Annotated in this window: 12 protein-coding genes; 1 reads left to right on the top strand and 11 read right to left on the bottom strand. The window is 51.9% G+C overall.

The features are described from left to right. Window positions 1–18: 18 nt before the first annotated feature. The 9 genes from R3B84_17075 to R3B84_17035 all read right to left on the bottom strand — a co-directional run bounded on the left by R3B84_17075 (window position 19) and on the right by R3B84_17035 (window position 11169). Entirely contained in the window at window positions 19–177 is a 159-nt protein-coding gene (locus R3B84_17075) for a hypothetical protein (protein MEZ6142274.1), read from the bottom strand. Window positions 178–182: 5 nt separating this feature from the next. Then, entirely contained in the window at window positions 183–1721 is a 1539-nt protein-coding gene (locus tag R3B84_17070; GenBank protein ID MEZ6142273.1) for an Hsp70 family protein, read from the bottom strand. Between the two features lie 244 nt (window positions 1722–1965). Continuing rightward, window positions 1966–3129 (bottom strand): DUF4912 domain-containing protein, encoded by a 1164-nt coding sequence (locus R3B84_17065; GenBank protein ID MEZ6142272.1) that lies wholly within the window; start codon window positions 3127–3129, stop codon window positions 1966–1968. 524 nt (window positions 3130–3653) lie between these two features. Next, complete coding sequence (locus R3B84_17060) at window positions 3654–5123, bottom strand: hypothetical protein (protein MEZ6142271.1); 1470 nt, start codon at window positions 5121–5123, stop codon at window positions 3654–3656. A gap of 3 nt (window positions 5124–5126) precedes the next feature. Next, window positions 5127–5945 (bottom strand): 3'(2'),5'-bisphosphate nucleotidase CysQ, encoded by an 819-nt coding sequence (locus R3B84_17055; protein ID MEZ6142270.1) that lies wholly within the window; start codon window positions 5943–5945, stop codon window positions 5127–5129. Next, on the bottom strand, window positions 5942–8200 hold the full coding sequence (locus R3B84_17050) for an ABC transporter ATP-binding protein (protein MEZ6142269.1): 2259 nt from the start codon (window positions 8198–8200) through the stop codon (window positions 5942–5944). Before R3B84_17050 ends, R3B84_17055 begins: the two co-directional genes overlap by 4 nt. 788 nt (window positions 8201–8988) lie before the next feature. Continuing rightward, window positions 8989–9207, bottom strand: a complete 219-nt coding sequence (gene infA, locus R3B84_17045; protein MEZ6142268.1) for a translation initiation factor IF-1 — start codon at window positions 9205–9207, stop codon at window positions 8989–8991. A 138-nt stretch (window positions 9208–9345) separates the two neighbouring features. Then, entirely contained in the window at window positions 9346–9801 is a 456-nt protein-coding gene (locus R3B84_17040; GenBank protein MEZ6142267.1) for an RNA-binding protein, read from the bottom strand. Window positions 9802–10386: 585 nt separating this feature from the next. After that, a complete protein-coding gene (locus R3B84_17035) occupies window positions 10387–11169 on the bottom strand; it encodes a biotin--[acetyl-CoA-carboxylase] ligase (protein ID MEZ6142266.1) in 783 nt (260 codons plus the stop codon). Between the two features lie 320 nt (window positions 11170–11489). Between R3B84_17035 and R3B84_17030 the strand changes: the two genes are divergently transcribed. After that, window positions 11490–11897, top strand: a complete 408-nt coding sequence (locus R3B84_17030; GenBank protein ID MEZ6142265.1) for a hypothetical protein — start codon at window positions 11490–11492, stop codon at window positions 11895–11897. 200 nt (window positions 11898–12097) lie between these two features. Here R3B84_17030 and R3B84_17025 read toward each other — a convergent pair whose 3' ends face one another. Both R3B84_17025 and R3B84_17020 read right to left on the bottom strand, forming a co-directional pair. Beyond that, window positions 12098–12799 carry an energy-coupling factor ABC transporter ATP-binding protein gene (locus R3B84_17025; protein MEZ6142264.1) on the bottom strand — a complete coding sequence of 234 codons (702 nt, stop codon included), beginning with the start codon at window positions 12797–12799 and terminating at the stop codon, window positions 12098–12100. Next, entirely contained in the window at window positions 12799–13563 is a 765-nt protein-coding gene (locus R3B84_17020; protein ID MEZ6142263.1) for an energy-coupling factor transporter transmembrane component T, read from the bottom strand. The genes R3B84_17025 and R3B84_17020 overlap by 1 nt, the downstream gene beginning before the upstream one ends. Window positions 13564–13582: the final 19 nt, after the last annotated feature.

Below are 13582 nucleotides of genomic sequence, written 5' to 3'. Positions count from 1 at the left end.
ACAGTGCTGTTCCTCGCATCAGGAACGGTGCTGGCATTTGCTTTTGATCTGGAAATTGGTTTGATCGTTCTGCTGATCTCGATCTGTCTCAGTGCGTGCTATTTCCGTCATTCTAACAGGCGTCTTCGGGTGCCAGTGCCGCACCAACAGTCGAAAACTCATTAAGATCTCACTCATTTTCTCTATTCGATGACCAGATTCTGTACAAATTCGCTTTCTGTGGCCAGTTGATCGGCCGATAAGCCAGAACTTCGCACCAGTTCGGCACGTGCGGACCTGCCACTGGTCATATCCAGTGCGGTGACTTCAATAATCCCATTTTCGCCCACGGAGCACTTCACCTGAATGGGGGAACCCTTTGGCAGGGCTTCTGGTAAGCCCTGAATCCAGCATTCCCCTACCGGAATGCACCCTTCGGCCTGCACGGCATCGCCTTGCAGCACCCGCACACGAACGCGGGACTGATTTGGTGATACTGTGTAATACACCCGCGTGGCAGAGGCGGGCAGTTGACTGTTCCGTGGGATCAATTGATCGTTCAGGCGTTCTTCATCTTTCCGCACCTCGATGCCCAGGCCGTGGGCATTGACACGGATTTCCACAATGTCCTGCAGAGGACTACGGGACGTCACCTGGGGTGCGTTGCGGGCAGCATTTTTGGCCTGCAGAATACCCGCGTGCAGTGCGGCACCACGGGCAACTACTTCGCTGACAGCCAGCGACTGATCAGGCATTTTGCCACTGAGATCCAGCAACATTTTTTTGGTCGAAGGCATGTGCGTGGAGCCACCCACCATCAGGACACGGTCGATCTGGTGCCACTGCATTCCCGCATCGCGAATGGCAGCCATTACCGAAAGCCGCGTGCGTGTCAGCAGTTCGCTGGTTAACGCCTCAAACTCTTGCCGCGTAAGGGTTACCGTCAATTTTCGGCCTGCGTGATTGCAGGTGATGGTGGCCTGGTCGAGCTTGCTGAGCGTGCGTTTTGCCCGCTCTGCTGCCGCATACAGCATGTTCGTGGCCTGGGGATCGCTCAGTGGGTCTTCATCGAACTTTTCGCGAAACAGCCGAGCGGCATGTTCCACCACTTTATGGTCCCAATCCCGCCCACCAAGCTGGACATCGCCTTTGATGGCCAGCACGTGGAACTTTTTGGGTGTCAGACGGACAATCGTCACGTCAAAGGTTCCCCCACCTAGATCGTAAACGAGCACCGTCTGTGGGAGTTTTAACTCCTGTTCGCGGTGCTGAAAGGAGTAACTCAGGGCGGCGGCGGAAGGTTCGTCGAGGATATCCAGCACTTCCAGACCGGCAATCTGGCCCGCGTCTTTGGTGGCTTTGCGTCGGGTATCGTCAAAATAAGCAGGCACGGTAATGACGCACTGTTGCACCGGGCCGATGCGGGCAGACGCATCGAGCATCAGCTTTCGCAGGATAATTGCGGAGAGAGTTTCGGGACGAAAAACGCGGCCAGCCACTGCGTGCGGGAAAGAATCGTAACCCATGCGGCGTTTGATCAGAGTGGCCACCCGGTCTGGCTGTTCGAGGCCCACGTCAAGTGCGGCCTGTCCCACCACTGCTTTGGTGGAATCCACCAGCATCACAGCCGAAGGGGTCAGCATTTCACCATCGTGGTTGGGCAAAGAGGTTGCCTGCCCTCGATCATCCAGTGTGGCCACCGCACAGTAGGTGGTGCCCAGGTCGATGCCGATGATACTCATGGTGCCGATCCTTGATTGTATTGGAGAGCTACCCGCACTATCTTATTCCCCACGGTCAAATTTCTTAGTGTTACTACCCGGTGACAAAATTTGGGGACAAGAAAAAGTGTGTTTAATGAGGCCCTGGTGTGCCAGTGATTTGAAGTTTGTCACTGTTTCGAAAGGCGGATTGAAGTATGGGATATGAAAAAAGCCGAGATTAACTCGGCTCGATGCAAAACAAATGCAAAAGTATGTTCGAGAATTAATTATCTGCGGTATCCTGGGCAAGGGCTCCCAGTTCCTTTGTATTCCGTTCGACAGCCAGCACAATCCGACGTTCTTCCATACCATCCATCGTTTCAGCGGTGGCAGGTAAAATCTGGCGACCATCGGGGAAACTGTACCGCATCATGAAGGTGCCATTCGGACGAAGTTTGATCGGCTCGCCTTGAATGGTCACATTCGATCCCGGTACGGTGCTGCCGAATACAATCAGTTCCGCATCCAGTTGGAAAAAGAACTTGCGATCGCGAATTGCAGACGGTGTCGAAATGGTGGGAGCAGACATCGGGCGTTTCAGGCGTTCTTCGAAGAATTCCTTCAGCAGTTGATTATCACCCGGCGACGATTCATCGGTGCTGGTCAGCGTATACAATCGGTCGGCCTGTTTGGCGTCAATATCGGCCCAGGCATCGTCCAACCCTTCCACCGCACCAGGTTTTGGTGTGTTGACCACGTTGGAACGCACCAAGGCGTAAAACTGGCCACGTTTGGAAATGTAGCCAATATCTGCCCGATACGATTTGGGTGGGTTCTGGACTTCGATGTACCAGGTATTGCAGCCACCATGAATGTTCACATCGGCCACCACTGCTTCTGCGGTGCTGGTGGTGTCGTTCGCACTGACATCGAAGACTCGAATAATCGGCTTGGAACCGTGCCAATCCTGTCCCAAGGCGGCTTCCGCACGCTGTAGAGACTGGTCGGAAAGCTCCCAACAGACCTGCAGCCAGTAGGAATCGCGAACAATGACAATCAGACGATCTTTCGGATGGCCACCCACGAGAGTATTGTTGTTCCGCATGTAATGGCTGCCGTTGGCGGAAGGTGGTGTTGCAACGCGGGTGCCTTTGGCTGGGGCAGGTTTTTTTCGCGTGGGTGCTGGTTCTTCCACCACTTTCACTGGTTTGACAGGTTCCGCGTGGGAGGCTTTGCCGTTTCGTGCGGCTTTGGCTTCAGCAGTTTTTGCAGATTTCGCTTTGGCAGCCTTTTCTTTGTCTTTCGCACGCTGTTCTTTTTTCAGAATGCGACTGATTGCTTTAATCAGATCGGGCTTAGCCATGGAATTGATGCCCACAATGGACAATTCCCGGGCGAATTGAAGCAAATCTTTGCGACTGGAGGCTTTGAGTTCATCGAGAGTCATAAATCAAGCACTCACTCGACACAATACGTGGTGTAAGGTTAGTTTGATGTGTCCATACAACGCTTAGCCCGAAAGATCCTTGTGCATCGGGAGGCACATTGTTATTGTTCTGCATGCTGTGTCCCCAATCAATGTTGGTAGGGGATATTTTTGTAGAACAATTGCACTTTTTGAACTGATTAACTGACAATAGTATACAAAACCAGTTACAAGTGCCATCGCAGGTGGGCAGCAGAGGATGCCGCCAATTTCAGAATTCTGACACACCAAAAAGAACGCACGACCCGACCCGAAGGTGCATCATCCTAACGTGCATCCGCAGGAACTGGCTTCAATGTGTGAACATTTGATGATAAAACTCACCCACAATCACATTACTATCTTACTAACCATTTCAAATGTTGTCAATTGCAAATGCGTAAACTCCTTACTTGGAAAGAGTTTACGTCGGCAAATTCCGAATTGTGACACCATGTTCATTGTGTCATCTTGAACAGATTAGGTGCTTTTACTTTTCGATTTGTCTACTTTTGTTTACTTTCGACGCCTTCTGTATACAGAGCGGCGGCACTCAGTTCAGGAAGTGGCGTCGCAGAACGCACCTTTTTACCCGGATTGCAACGCAAATAGCCACCATTCAACGTCCGTTTGATGGCTTCGGGCAGGCGTTTGTCTGCTTTTTTGTTCAAGCGTGCGTGTCGAATCAGTTCCTGCAACGTATTTCCGGAGATCGGCGGGCCCAGTTTCTCCGCTTCATCCAGTAAACTGGCAATTGTGCTGGCTGCCTGAGAAATCACCATCTCGCGATCCTTCCCATCTGGTAGACATTCGGCCAGATCGTGCTGCGACCGCACCATGATGGTCATATAGACAGCACGAGCATTGTGGGGATCAATCCAACGGCCGTTTGACAGTTGGCCAGAAACCACCCCAATGTGGTACTTCGTGGTCGCAGCTGTCAGGTATTCCTGCTTTTTGGTGTGCTGGTAAGCCGCACAGAGCAAACTGACGGAAAACGAATTGTAATTGAAGTTCGCCACCATTGGTGCTTTCAGGCACCAATCGGCTGCTTTGATTCCCGCTGCGAGCCACTCATCCTTTTTGAAGGTCTGGCCTGCCAGCAACAGCGACATCCCACATTCACCGGCATCAAACTGGCTGCCACCTTCCGGATCTTCCACAACGACCCAGCCATCTTTCACGGCATCCGGATCAGTTAATAACAACTTTGTTATCATGTCGCCGAAGCGAATGCTTTGTCCACGCAGATCAGGAAAGTGGAAAAACCCAGTGGGGGATTGCAATGCCAGCATCGACTGACACGCACCGGTGATCAGTGCGTCCAGTTGAGCCAGCTTGTCGGGGTGATATTTCTGCACCAGTGGCCGAATCATGATGCAGCCACGGACAACCGAGGCATACGCACGTGGCATATAACCGAGGATCGGTTTTCCGGAACTGATCAACTGGCGAGAGCGGGGGTTTTCATCCAGCAAAGCCATGAACAGGTCCACAATATCGCGTTGTGGGATCAGGCGTGGTAATTCCAGGTGCCCTTTGATGCGGACATCTGGCAGACCTGCCTGATCACCCAATAATTCTTTCATTTTGCGAATCTGATCTGCCACCACATCGGGCTGGTTTGCATTCATCGCTTCAGTAAGTTTGGCGTTCAGTGGTACGGACTTCTCTTTCATCGCACGAGAAATCATTGCCACGGGAAGGCCATACATCGCCCGGCCATTGTTTTCCACATCGACCAGTTCTTCCATCTCCACCAGCAATCGTGGGATGGCGATGGTGTCCTGTCGCTCCCACGCACCTTTCAACTGATCGCGATAGAGAAACAGCCGTTCGATTTTCTTCTGGTCGTTGGCCTCGCGGGCTATCTGGAAGGCACGTCCGAGGCGAATATTGATTTCATCGAACGAAATTTCTGCCCCCACAGCAGGAGAGAGTGGCAGCAGTGTGAAAACAATCAGCAATCGTAACATTGGCTATCCTTCCCAGTGGCGAACGGCATGCAACAGTTGTTCGTGTAACAGTCCATTGGAGGCAATGGTGGGCTGATTGATACAGAAATTGGGCTGACCATAGACAAGTGGCTCCCCACGGAACGTGGTGAACACCCCACCGGCTTCGGTTACCAGCAGATGGCCCGCACACAAATCCCAGTCGGAAATTGCTGCGTAGTCGTTGGGGTAACAGTCCGCTTCGCCACGGGCAACCATCGCCAGCTTGATGCCCGCCGAATAGGTTTCCAGCACCTGTCGGTGGGGGATCATGTTCAACAGGCGATGCTCCACACCCGGTTTCAGGTGGCTCATCGCCAGTACCGCCTTTGAAATCACGTTTGTAGTGGTCACCGCACAGCGTTGTGGGGCATTGTCCCCCACCTGAAACCAGCAACCACTGCCCAGACTGGCGTAGGTCAGGCGATTAGTCGCTGGTTCAATCACCACCCCGACCAGGATTTGCTGCTGTTCGCGAAGGGCAATCATCACAGAAAATTGATCGTTCTTTTTGGCAAAGCCACGGGTGCCATCGATCGGATCCACCACCCACCAGCGTTCTGGGGCTGCCCCACCATTCACCGTGGTGCGTAATGCGGTGTTTTCTTCCCCACACAGGCCATCGTTGGGAAACTGATCGTGCAGAAAGTGCAGAATCAATTCCTGCGATTTGCGATCCGCTTCAGTAGAAATATTTACCGGAGCATCAGGAATGGCGATAAATTCCCGATAGGCGTTCTGCAAGTAGTCGCTTGCACGTCGGGCAGCTTCCATTGCTGCAGAAAGTTCCGTCTGAAAATTCATGTTGCGTCCGTTGCCACTGCAGCCTGGTCTGCAAATGGATTGAATTCCAAATAATACAAATGTCGATACAGTTCATTATTCGAAATCAGATCGCGGTGGCTGCCTTTCGCTTCAATTTTGCCGTGGTGTAACAATAATATCTGATCGCAATCGCGAATGGTCTGCATGCGGTGGGGCAGAAAAATAATCGTTTTCCCACGGGCAATTCGAGCGTAAGTATCGCGTAAAAACTGGCTGGTTTCCTCATCCAGCATATCTGCAGGCTCTTCAATCACATACACACTGGGATCGCGCAGAATCGCCCGCGCCAATGCGATGCGAAACTTCTGCCCGGTACTGAGGTAATGCCCCAACTGGCCAATCGGTGTCTGATAACCCTGGGGCAGGTGCTGGATGAAATGGTGGGCATGAGCGATTTTTGCAGCCGCCATAATCTGCTGTTCGCCATAGCCAGGATCGCCACCGGATATATTGTTGAAAACTGTATCGTTAATCACCAGGGCGTTTTGCAGCACCACTCCAACCTGAGCCCGCAGAGATTCTACCGTGTACCAGTGGTAGTTTCTGCCATTGAAGCGGATTTCACCCGCATCGGGATCGATAAACCGTTGCAACAGGTACACCAGTGCCACCTGCTCTTCGACGTTTGATGCCACAATCCCCGTGATCCCACCTGCGGGTATTTCCGCACGCAGGCGGGCAAGAATTTTGCGATCCGCTTCGGGGTGCTTCACCGTTACTTCGTCAAATTCAATGGAACCGGTGAGGCCAGCAAAATATTCCGCTTCCGGATAGGTTTCAATTTCATCCCGCTGGCTGAGATATTCTTCCAGGTGGGTGCGTGCTGCTGCAGCTTCCCGCAGCACTTTACGGCCAGCAAACAAGGCCCGAATCGGCAGAAAGACTGCCCCCAGGCAGACACACAATACGGCAAAACCTGCCAACGTCAGCCCTTCATTTAACAGTACCCGTCCACCCAGATAGGCCATGGTAATTAAGCCTAATAAGCCAATGCTTAGCAGAAAAGGCCGATAAATGTGGATTGGCCGATTCTGGGTCTGTTCCGCACGCTGATAGTCCTGCAATTGCCGTTCCAGCCGATCTTCGTTGAATTTTTCCATTAGATAGGCTTTCACTAGGCGAATCTGCACCAGCGTTTCGGTAAGGATCGATTGCAGCTTCAGCATCGTGCGGCGGGAATCGCGTGCCTGCTGCTGTGCGGCCTGACGCAATAACCACCCCACAATACCCACCATGATGGAAAACGCCAGAAAAGCAATCGTCATCCAGGGATGAATCCCCAGTGCCAGTGCGGTCAGCAGCACCACTTTGGTAATGGAATAGGCATCGTGGCTGTAGCGGTAACTGAGGCCCGCTTTGAACTGATCAATTTCGCGGTTGAAGACGCGCACCGCCTGATCGAGACGGTGGGCAGCGATGTTCAGCGAACTTTGCCTTTCCGTGTGGGCATAAACCGCCTGCCGAAGTTCGTAGGCAGCAGAACTTGCAGCACGTGCAGCAAGAAAGTTGCCCAGCAACTGGAAGATCAGTCCAAAAACCACCACTGTGGTAGCACAAAACAGCAAGCCAGTGAGATATTTCTCATTTGCGGGGCTGCCATTCCAGGTCCAGGGGAACCATTTGGCCATTTTGAGTGCCAGCCAGCCGGCTGTGCGATCATGGTGGTGGCTTGCCAGTGTCAGAATCGCATGATGATCGAAACTCAGTTCCTGTTCACGCACGTAAATTGTTGCGGCAAAGCGTTCTGCAGCAACCAGATTGACTTTCGTGGCCATGTGCTGGTAGAACACCCCATCCATGCGGTACTGCAGAATATTTTCTGCGATGGAAACAACATCTCCATACTGCTGATGCTTCTCCGCCCACTGTCGGATTTGTTCTGAATCCTCCATGCGTGCAGGTGGGGTGCATTCTGGCTGAACAACCAGATGAAAAGTGGAATTGGCAGCTTCCTGTTCGATCAGGCCTAGTGCTTTGGCAATTTCGGCCCGCCGTTCCGCAGGAATCTGCTCCCACTGTGCCAGAACTTTGTCTTGATCCGCGACACGGAGATCGCGATATTTGGCAGAAACGCCACGATCTGCCAGCAAATCTACAAAAAGATACAAAGTTGCCACCAGCACCACCAGGCAAAGTGCTGCCAGAACCCCTGCCAGGTGGGCACCCCAGGCGTAACGCGTCCGTGCGGTCATCACTTCATCCAGATCGATTTCAGTGGTCGTTCGCTGCGACATGACTTTTCTCTTAGAAAGGAATTAGGAAAGGGTGCGCTGGCACCCACACCGCGTCTTCATTATAACTGCAAATCGCCCACCGTGGGCAATAGTGGGCAGAAGGTGAACTGCCCTGAGTTGATCCTTATTCCCAAGCACTTGCCAAAACGAGCCGGGAGCGGCAGCGTGCGAAACGGACATTTCCATAACCCTTGAACTGGAAAATTTGACCGCCAAGACGCCAAGTCGCCAAGAAATCAAATTGCAACAGATCGTCATTCCCACGCACGCGGGAATCCAGTGCGAATTCATTCACCGGGAGCGGAAGCGTGCGAAACGGACATTTCCATAACGCTTAAACTGGAAAATTTGACCGCCAAGTCGCCAAGAAATCAAATAGCAACAATCGTCATTCCCGCGCAGGCGTGAATCCAGTGCGATTTCATTCGCCGGAAGCGTGCGACACGGACATTTACATAACCCTTGAACTGGAAAATTTGACCACCAAGACGCCAAGTCGCCAAGAAATCAAATTGCAACAATCGTTATTCCCGCGCAGGCGGGAATCCAGTGCGATTTCATTCGCAGGGAGCAGAAGCGTGCAATCATGGGAATTTCTTTTCAAATTGACCGCAAAACCACAAAGAAGCAAAGAAATATCCAATCGTCATTCCCGCGCACGCGGGAATCCAGTGCGAATTCATTCGCCGGGAGCAGAAGCGTGCGATCATGGGAATTTCTTTTCAAATTGACCGCCTGGCACCGACGAATGGGTGCTGACACAGTTTCTCATGGGGCAAAAGAGCCGGTTAACGAGCCCGGTAGACAATACGCCCACGGGTGAGATCGTAAGGGGAGATTTCCACCTTGACGCGATCACCTGGAATGATTTTGATAAAGTTTTTACGCATTTTACCTGCAACGTGGGCAATAATTTCGCCCCCGAGGTCTAATTCGACCCGAAATTGAGTATTCGCAAGTGCTTCCTTGACACGACCTTCGACCTCAATCGATTCTTCCTTCGCCATAAAGAATGTCAGCCTCCCCGATGTAGACAAAAATTGCTGATTAGTAGTAATCAGTAACGGAAAAAACCCGGACTGCAACAAACAGCCGGGTTATAAGAGTTATTGTAGCAGGAATATTTTCGTCAGGTGGGAGAAAAATCAACCAGAGTAGCCACCACCGTAGCCACCATCACCACCACGATCACGGTAGCCACCGGAACCGCCACGACGACCACCACGATCGCCACCGCCGGAACCGCCACGGCCACCGCCGGAACCACCACGGCCGCCTCCGCCACCGGAGCCACCACCGTAGCCGCCGCCACCACCTCCACTGCCACCACCGTAACCGCCGCCGCCACCACCAGCTTCACGCGGGCGGGCTTCGTTCACGGTCAGTGGACGGCCCTGGAACATGGTGTTGTTCAATGCTGCCACTGCTGCGGTCGCTTGTTCACCATCTGGCATCTCTACGAAGCCAAATCCGCGAGACCGACGGGTCACGCGATCCAGAATCACCTGGGCCTTTTCGACCGATCCGTGTTCCGAAAACAATTGGAACAGATCGTCATCTGAGCAATTCCAGGAAAGATTCCCTACATAAATATTCACCATCTCAAACACTCCGGAGCACCACTTTGGGCTCCTGGTTCTGCTGCTCGCAACCAAACTACGAGTCCGTAACTGCAACAAAACCTTCAAACAAGAAACGAAACAGCCAAAAATACTCCGACTAATCAATCGGTCAAGGCTCGACTACATAACTTCAGCACACCGTACCCTATGCAGAACCTGTCCAAGGCCCACACCACAGTAACTGCATACCATTCAATGATGGAAAGGAGGAATCAATAAAGGGTAACCATCTCTACTCATTAAAATCACGGTGACACAATCCTGCTTCACTCGTTCCGATTCCAATGTGCGGCCGAAACCCGACCTGAGAAGCTGTCTCGTCTTACAATTCGATTCAACATATCTTCCACAGTGACCAACCTACCAGCTAAAGCAGTCTACTCAATTCTGCAACTTCCTGCAAGGAAAATTTCCGGAATTTGCAAAATCGATACTTTTTCTTTCTTTCCATTGGAAAAAATAGGCAGTTTTAGCTGGTACTGGCCTTCGAAATGACATGTGGTTCGACTAAATGTCGCGAAAACGAAACTTGGCTACATCTATATGTTGGCTACGGAATGCTTTTCATCTGATTAGAAAAATATTCCGAATCTCTTCTGGTGCACCATGCCACATTCCCGTGGGGTGCCGCACCACGATCTGCCCGAACTGCTGCTGGTGGAGAATTCCCACCAGAATATCCCCACGGTGCAGCACGACCTGGACCTGTCTTCCTGATAACTGGGTGTATTCCACCCATTTCTCTTCCAGAACACAGGGGCCACGTGCCTGAAGTTCCCCGTAAAGCCGATCCAGTTGATCAATCAGGCAGTCCCGCACATCGGATGTCTTAAGTTCTTTTCCAGTAACGGTTTGCAGCGATCCACCCTGGGGCAAACCTGCAGCATCAAAATACGCCTGCGTCTGCCGCACATTTAAACCAATCCCAATCACCACATACGGCACCTGGTGCGGGGTGGTGCCACCTTCCAGCAGGATTCCGCACACCTTTTTGCCATTCACCAGTACATCATTCGGCCATTTAATGAGAGGTTTTTCATTTACGAAATGCTCCAGCGTCTGTGCGACTGCAATCGCACCGTAGGCGGTCATGATGCTGGCACGCTGGATAATTTGGGAAGGATAGAGCAGAACGCTCAGCAGCACTGCCTGACCGGTGCCATCCTGCCACGTGCGTCCATATTGCCCACGTCCGCTGGTTTGCGTCTCCGCACTGATCACCAATCCGTGGGCATCAGGCTGGTGAATATACTCCAACGCCCGATTATTGGTGCTATCCGTTTCTACCAAATGCAGGTGCTGCTTCCCCACCCATGTGCGGGAGGAATATTGTGCTGCTTGTTCCATAAGTGCTTATCAAATAAATACTTGCAATAACCGTATTACATTATTGCATTTTCATATTGCAATATTTTCCGACAAAAATGGCTGATGGGCATAGTGCACCCACTCTCGGCAATTCACCATTTCTTCATTTCGATCTTCCTATGAATTATTTAGATTTCTTGAAATATCGTCAGTTTTGCAGCGAATGTAACAGTAGAAGTGCTAGCGACTGATAGAACTTTGAAGTTCAATCGTCTTTTTGAGTGTACCGTTGTGGGCAATCCCTCTTCTGGATCAAGACGTTTGATCCATGCCTGCCACAACCGAATAATGAGTAAACGATGAGACCCACATTATCACAGAACCGAGCCAGAATGATCAGCCCACGATCGAAACTGTATCTGCTGCTGATGCCTTTCACAGTAGCGTTACTGTTTATGTTTACGTGCAACTCGTCCGATGTGGACTATTCCGTGAGCAGAATTCCTCCCCCACCTGTTGATGGGCCGATTGAACTTGTGGCAAATCCGCTGCCGATCGATCCGATGGATAGCACCGCCTTACCCGAAAAGTTTCGGCTGGCTGCTGCAGAAGTTAATGGTGTGCAGGTGGTGATGATCAAAATCAACGATGAAGGCGATGAGTTGATCATTGATGCGAAAACTGGCAAACTGCTCCGCACCATCCCCAGTATTCCAGTGATGAGCGATCCCATGAGTGGCCTGGTTCTCCCACCCGACCTTGGCTGAACGGGGATTACCCAGTTGTTCTCCGCATCCGTTTATTAGCAACCTAATAACTCGCGGAAAACGCATCTTCTGAATATTTTTCGGATCAGTAATCATCTTTCAGGGGTTTCCTGCCACCAATTCTCTGGTTCAGCATGAAACAGATAGAACCGCCGTAAACCCCGTTGGCCGACAAACTCAATCATGATGTAAAAATGACTCTAATCCTGGCCGAGGATCTGCAGGATTTCTGGTTCATCCAGTACATCAGTGGGGCCGTCGCGGATAATCTTTCCCTGATCCAGCACGATTACCCGTTCGCAGGTTTTCCGAATAAACCCAAGGTCATGGGAAGCCACCATTTTCGTAATCGCCAGCGAATTCAGAATTGTTGCCAGTTGTTTGCGGGAGCGTGGGTCCAGAAACATGGTGGGTTCATCCAGCAGCAGTAGTTGTGGTTCCATTGCCAGTACGCTGGCCAGGGCCACTTTGCGTTGTTCCCCACCGGAAAGCTGTCGTGGGACACGGTCTTTTGCTTCCAACATGCCGACGTGGGCCAGGCTGCGTTCCACTGCCGATGCAACTTCCACTTTCGATTTCCCCAGGTTGATGGGGCCAAAGGCCACTTCTTCTGCCACAGAACTGCAAAATAGCTGGTCGGTGCTATCCTGAAACACAATCCCCACGTACTGTGGTAAACGCTTGCGGTGCTCCGGCAGGCCCAGGTCGAGTTCGTCAATCCGCACCATACCGGTGGGGCAACGATGAATCCCACCAATACAGAAAAGCAGCGTCGACTTGCCGGCACCGTTCGCACCCACAACCCCAAGTGCCTGACCAGCAGGCACTTGCAACGAGACACCAGCAAAGCATTGCTTGCCGTTGGGGAAAGAAAATTGCAGGGCTTCCACCTGAATGTGCATTAGAGCAGCCCCGCTTTCTGGATGGAGACAACAGTCAAACAGCAGATTGACAAAACAAATGTCACGGTGTCGCCCCACTGCCAACGGGGTGGGGCCCAGTTGGGAAAAGTGCCCGTAAAGCCACGTGCCCGAAGTGCATGGTTCACCCGTTCTGCACGATCGACACTGCGAACTATCAACGAACCCAGCACAGCCGAGGCCGTGTGATAGGCGTGCCAGCTCATTTTGTTGCGGAAACCCCGCACCCGTAAGGAGATACGCAATTGTGAAAGTTCTTTCAGAAACAACTGCAGATAATTCAGAGTTAACAGGGGCATGGTGGCCAGTTTCCCCACCACAGGCAGTGGGGAGAGAATTTTCGTTAGTCGTTCGAACTGTTTGCCAGCAAACAGCGTGCTGCCCAGCAAAAACAGCGTGGTCATCCGCAGCACCATTTTCCCCGCCTGTTCAGCACCGTACCAACTAACATGGGGTGCAAATGAACTGGGTCGGGCACCAGCTTCGGGTACGTAAAGAATCAAGTAAAGCAAAAAAGGCACAATAGCAAGCGTCAACCCCAGCAGCCGAATGCCAAGCCAACGCAGTTTGTCAATGGAAATTGCCGCTCCAATGGTGGCAAGGGAAAAGGTGGCAAACAACAAAGGAAATTTGTCGTAAACAATTGCTGTAAAACCAGTTACCACAATTGCTGAAGTGCGGGCAACCGGGTGCAGTCGATTGAACCAGCAAGTGCGTTCGGGCACAAAATCGGGTCGAAGGTTCATTGCTGATCGAGCTGGCGTA

This window comes from Zavarzinella sp. (genome assembly GCA_041399155.1).
In the GTDB taxonomy this organism is placed as follows: Bacteria; Planctomycetota; Planctomycetia; order Gemmatales; family Gemmataceae; genus JAWKTI01.
This window is presented reverse-complemented; position numbering and strand designations above follow the sequence as displayed.

What these genes read in the sequence shown, in the direction of transcription:
- R3B84_17055 (MEZ6142270.1), bottom strand. Translation starts at nt 5,945, where the DNA reads ATGAATTTTCAGACGGAACTTTCTGCAGCAATGGAAGCTGCCCGACGT.
- R3B84_17040 (MEZ6142267.1), bottom strand. Translation starts at nt 9,801, where the DNA reads ATGGTGAATATTTATGTAGGGAATCTTTCCTGGAATTGCTCAGATGAC.
- R3B84_17020 (MEZ6142263.1), bottom strand. Translation starts at nt 13,563, where the DNA reads ATGAACCTTCGACCCGATTTTGTGCCCGAACGCACTTGCTGGTTCAAT.
- R3B84_17035 (MEZ6142266.1), bottom strand. Translation starts at nt 11,169, where the DNA reads ATGGAACAAGCAGCACAATATTCCTCCCGCACATGGGTGGGGAAGCAG.
- R3B84_17075 (MEZ6142274.1), bottom strand. Translation starts at nt 177, where the DNA reads ATGAGTGAGATCTTAATGAGTTTTCGACTGTTGGTGCGGCACTGGCAC.
- infA (MEZ6142268.1), bottom strand. Translation starts at nt 9,207, where the DNA reads ATGGCGAAGGAAGAATCGATTGAGGTCGAAGGTCGTGTCAAGGAAGCA.
- R3B84_17025 (MEZ6142264.1), bottom strand. Translation starts at nt 12,799, where the DNA reads ATGCACATTCAGGTGGAAGCCCTGCAATTTTCTTTCCCCAACGGCAAG.
- R3B84_17030 (MEZ6142265.1), top strand. Translation starts at nt 11,490, where the DNA reads ATGAGACCCACATTATCACAGAACCGAGCCAGAATGATCAGCCCACGA.
- R3B84_17050 (MEZ6142269.1), bottom strand. Translation starts at nt 8,200, where the DNA reads ATGTCGCAGCGAACGACCACTGAAATCGATCTGGATGAAGTGATGACC.
- R3B84_17060 (MEZ6142271.1), bottom strand. Translation starts at nt 5,123, where the DNA reads ATGTTACGATTGCTGATTGTTTTCACACTGCTGCCACTCTCTCCTGCT.
- R3B84_17065 (MEZ6142272.1), bottom strand. Translation starts at nt 3,129, where the DNA reads ATGACTCTCGATGAACTCAAAGCCTCCAGTCGCAAAGATTTGCTTCAA.
- R3B84_17070 (MEZ6142273.1), bottom strand. Translation starts at nt 1,721, where the DNA reads ATGAGTATCATCGGCATCGACCTGGGCACCACCTACTGTGCGGTGGCC.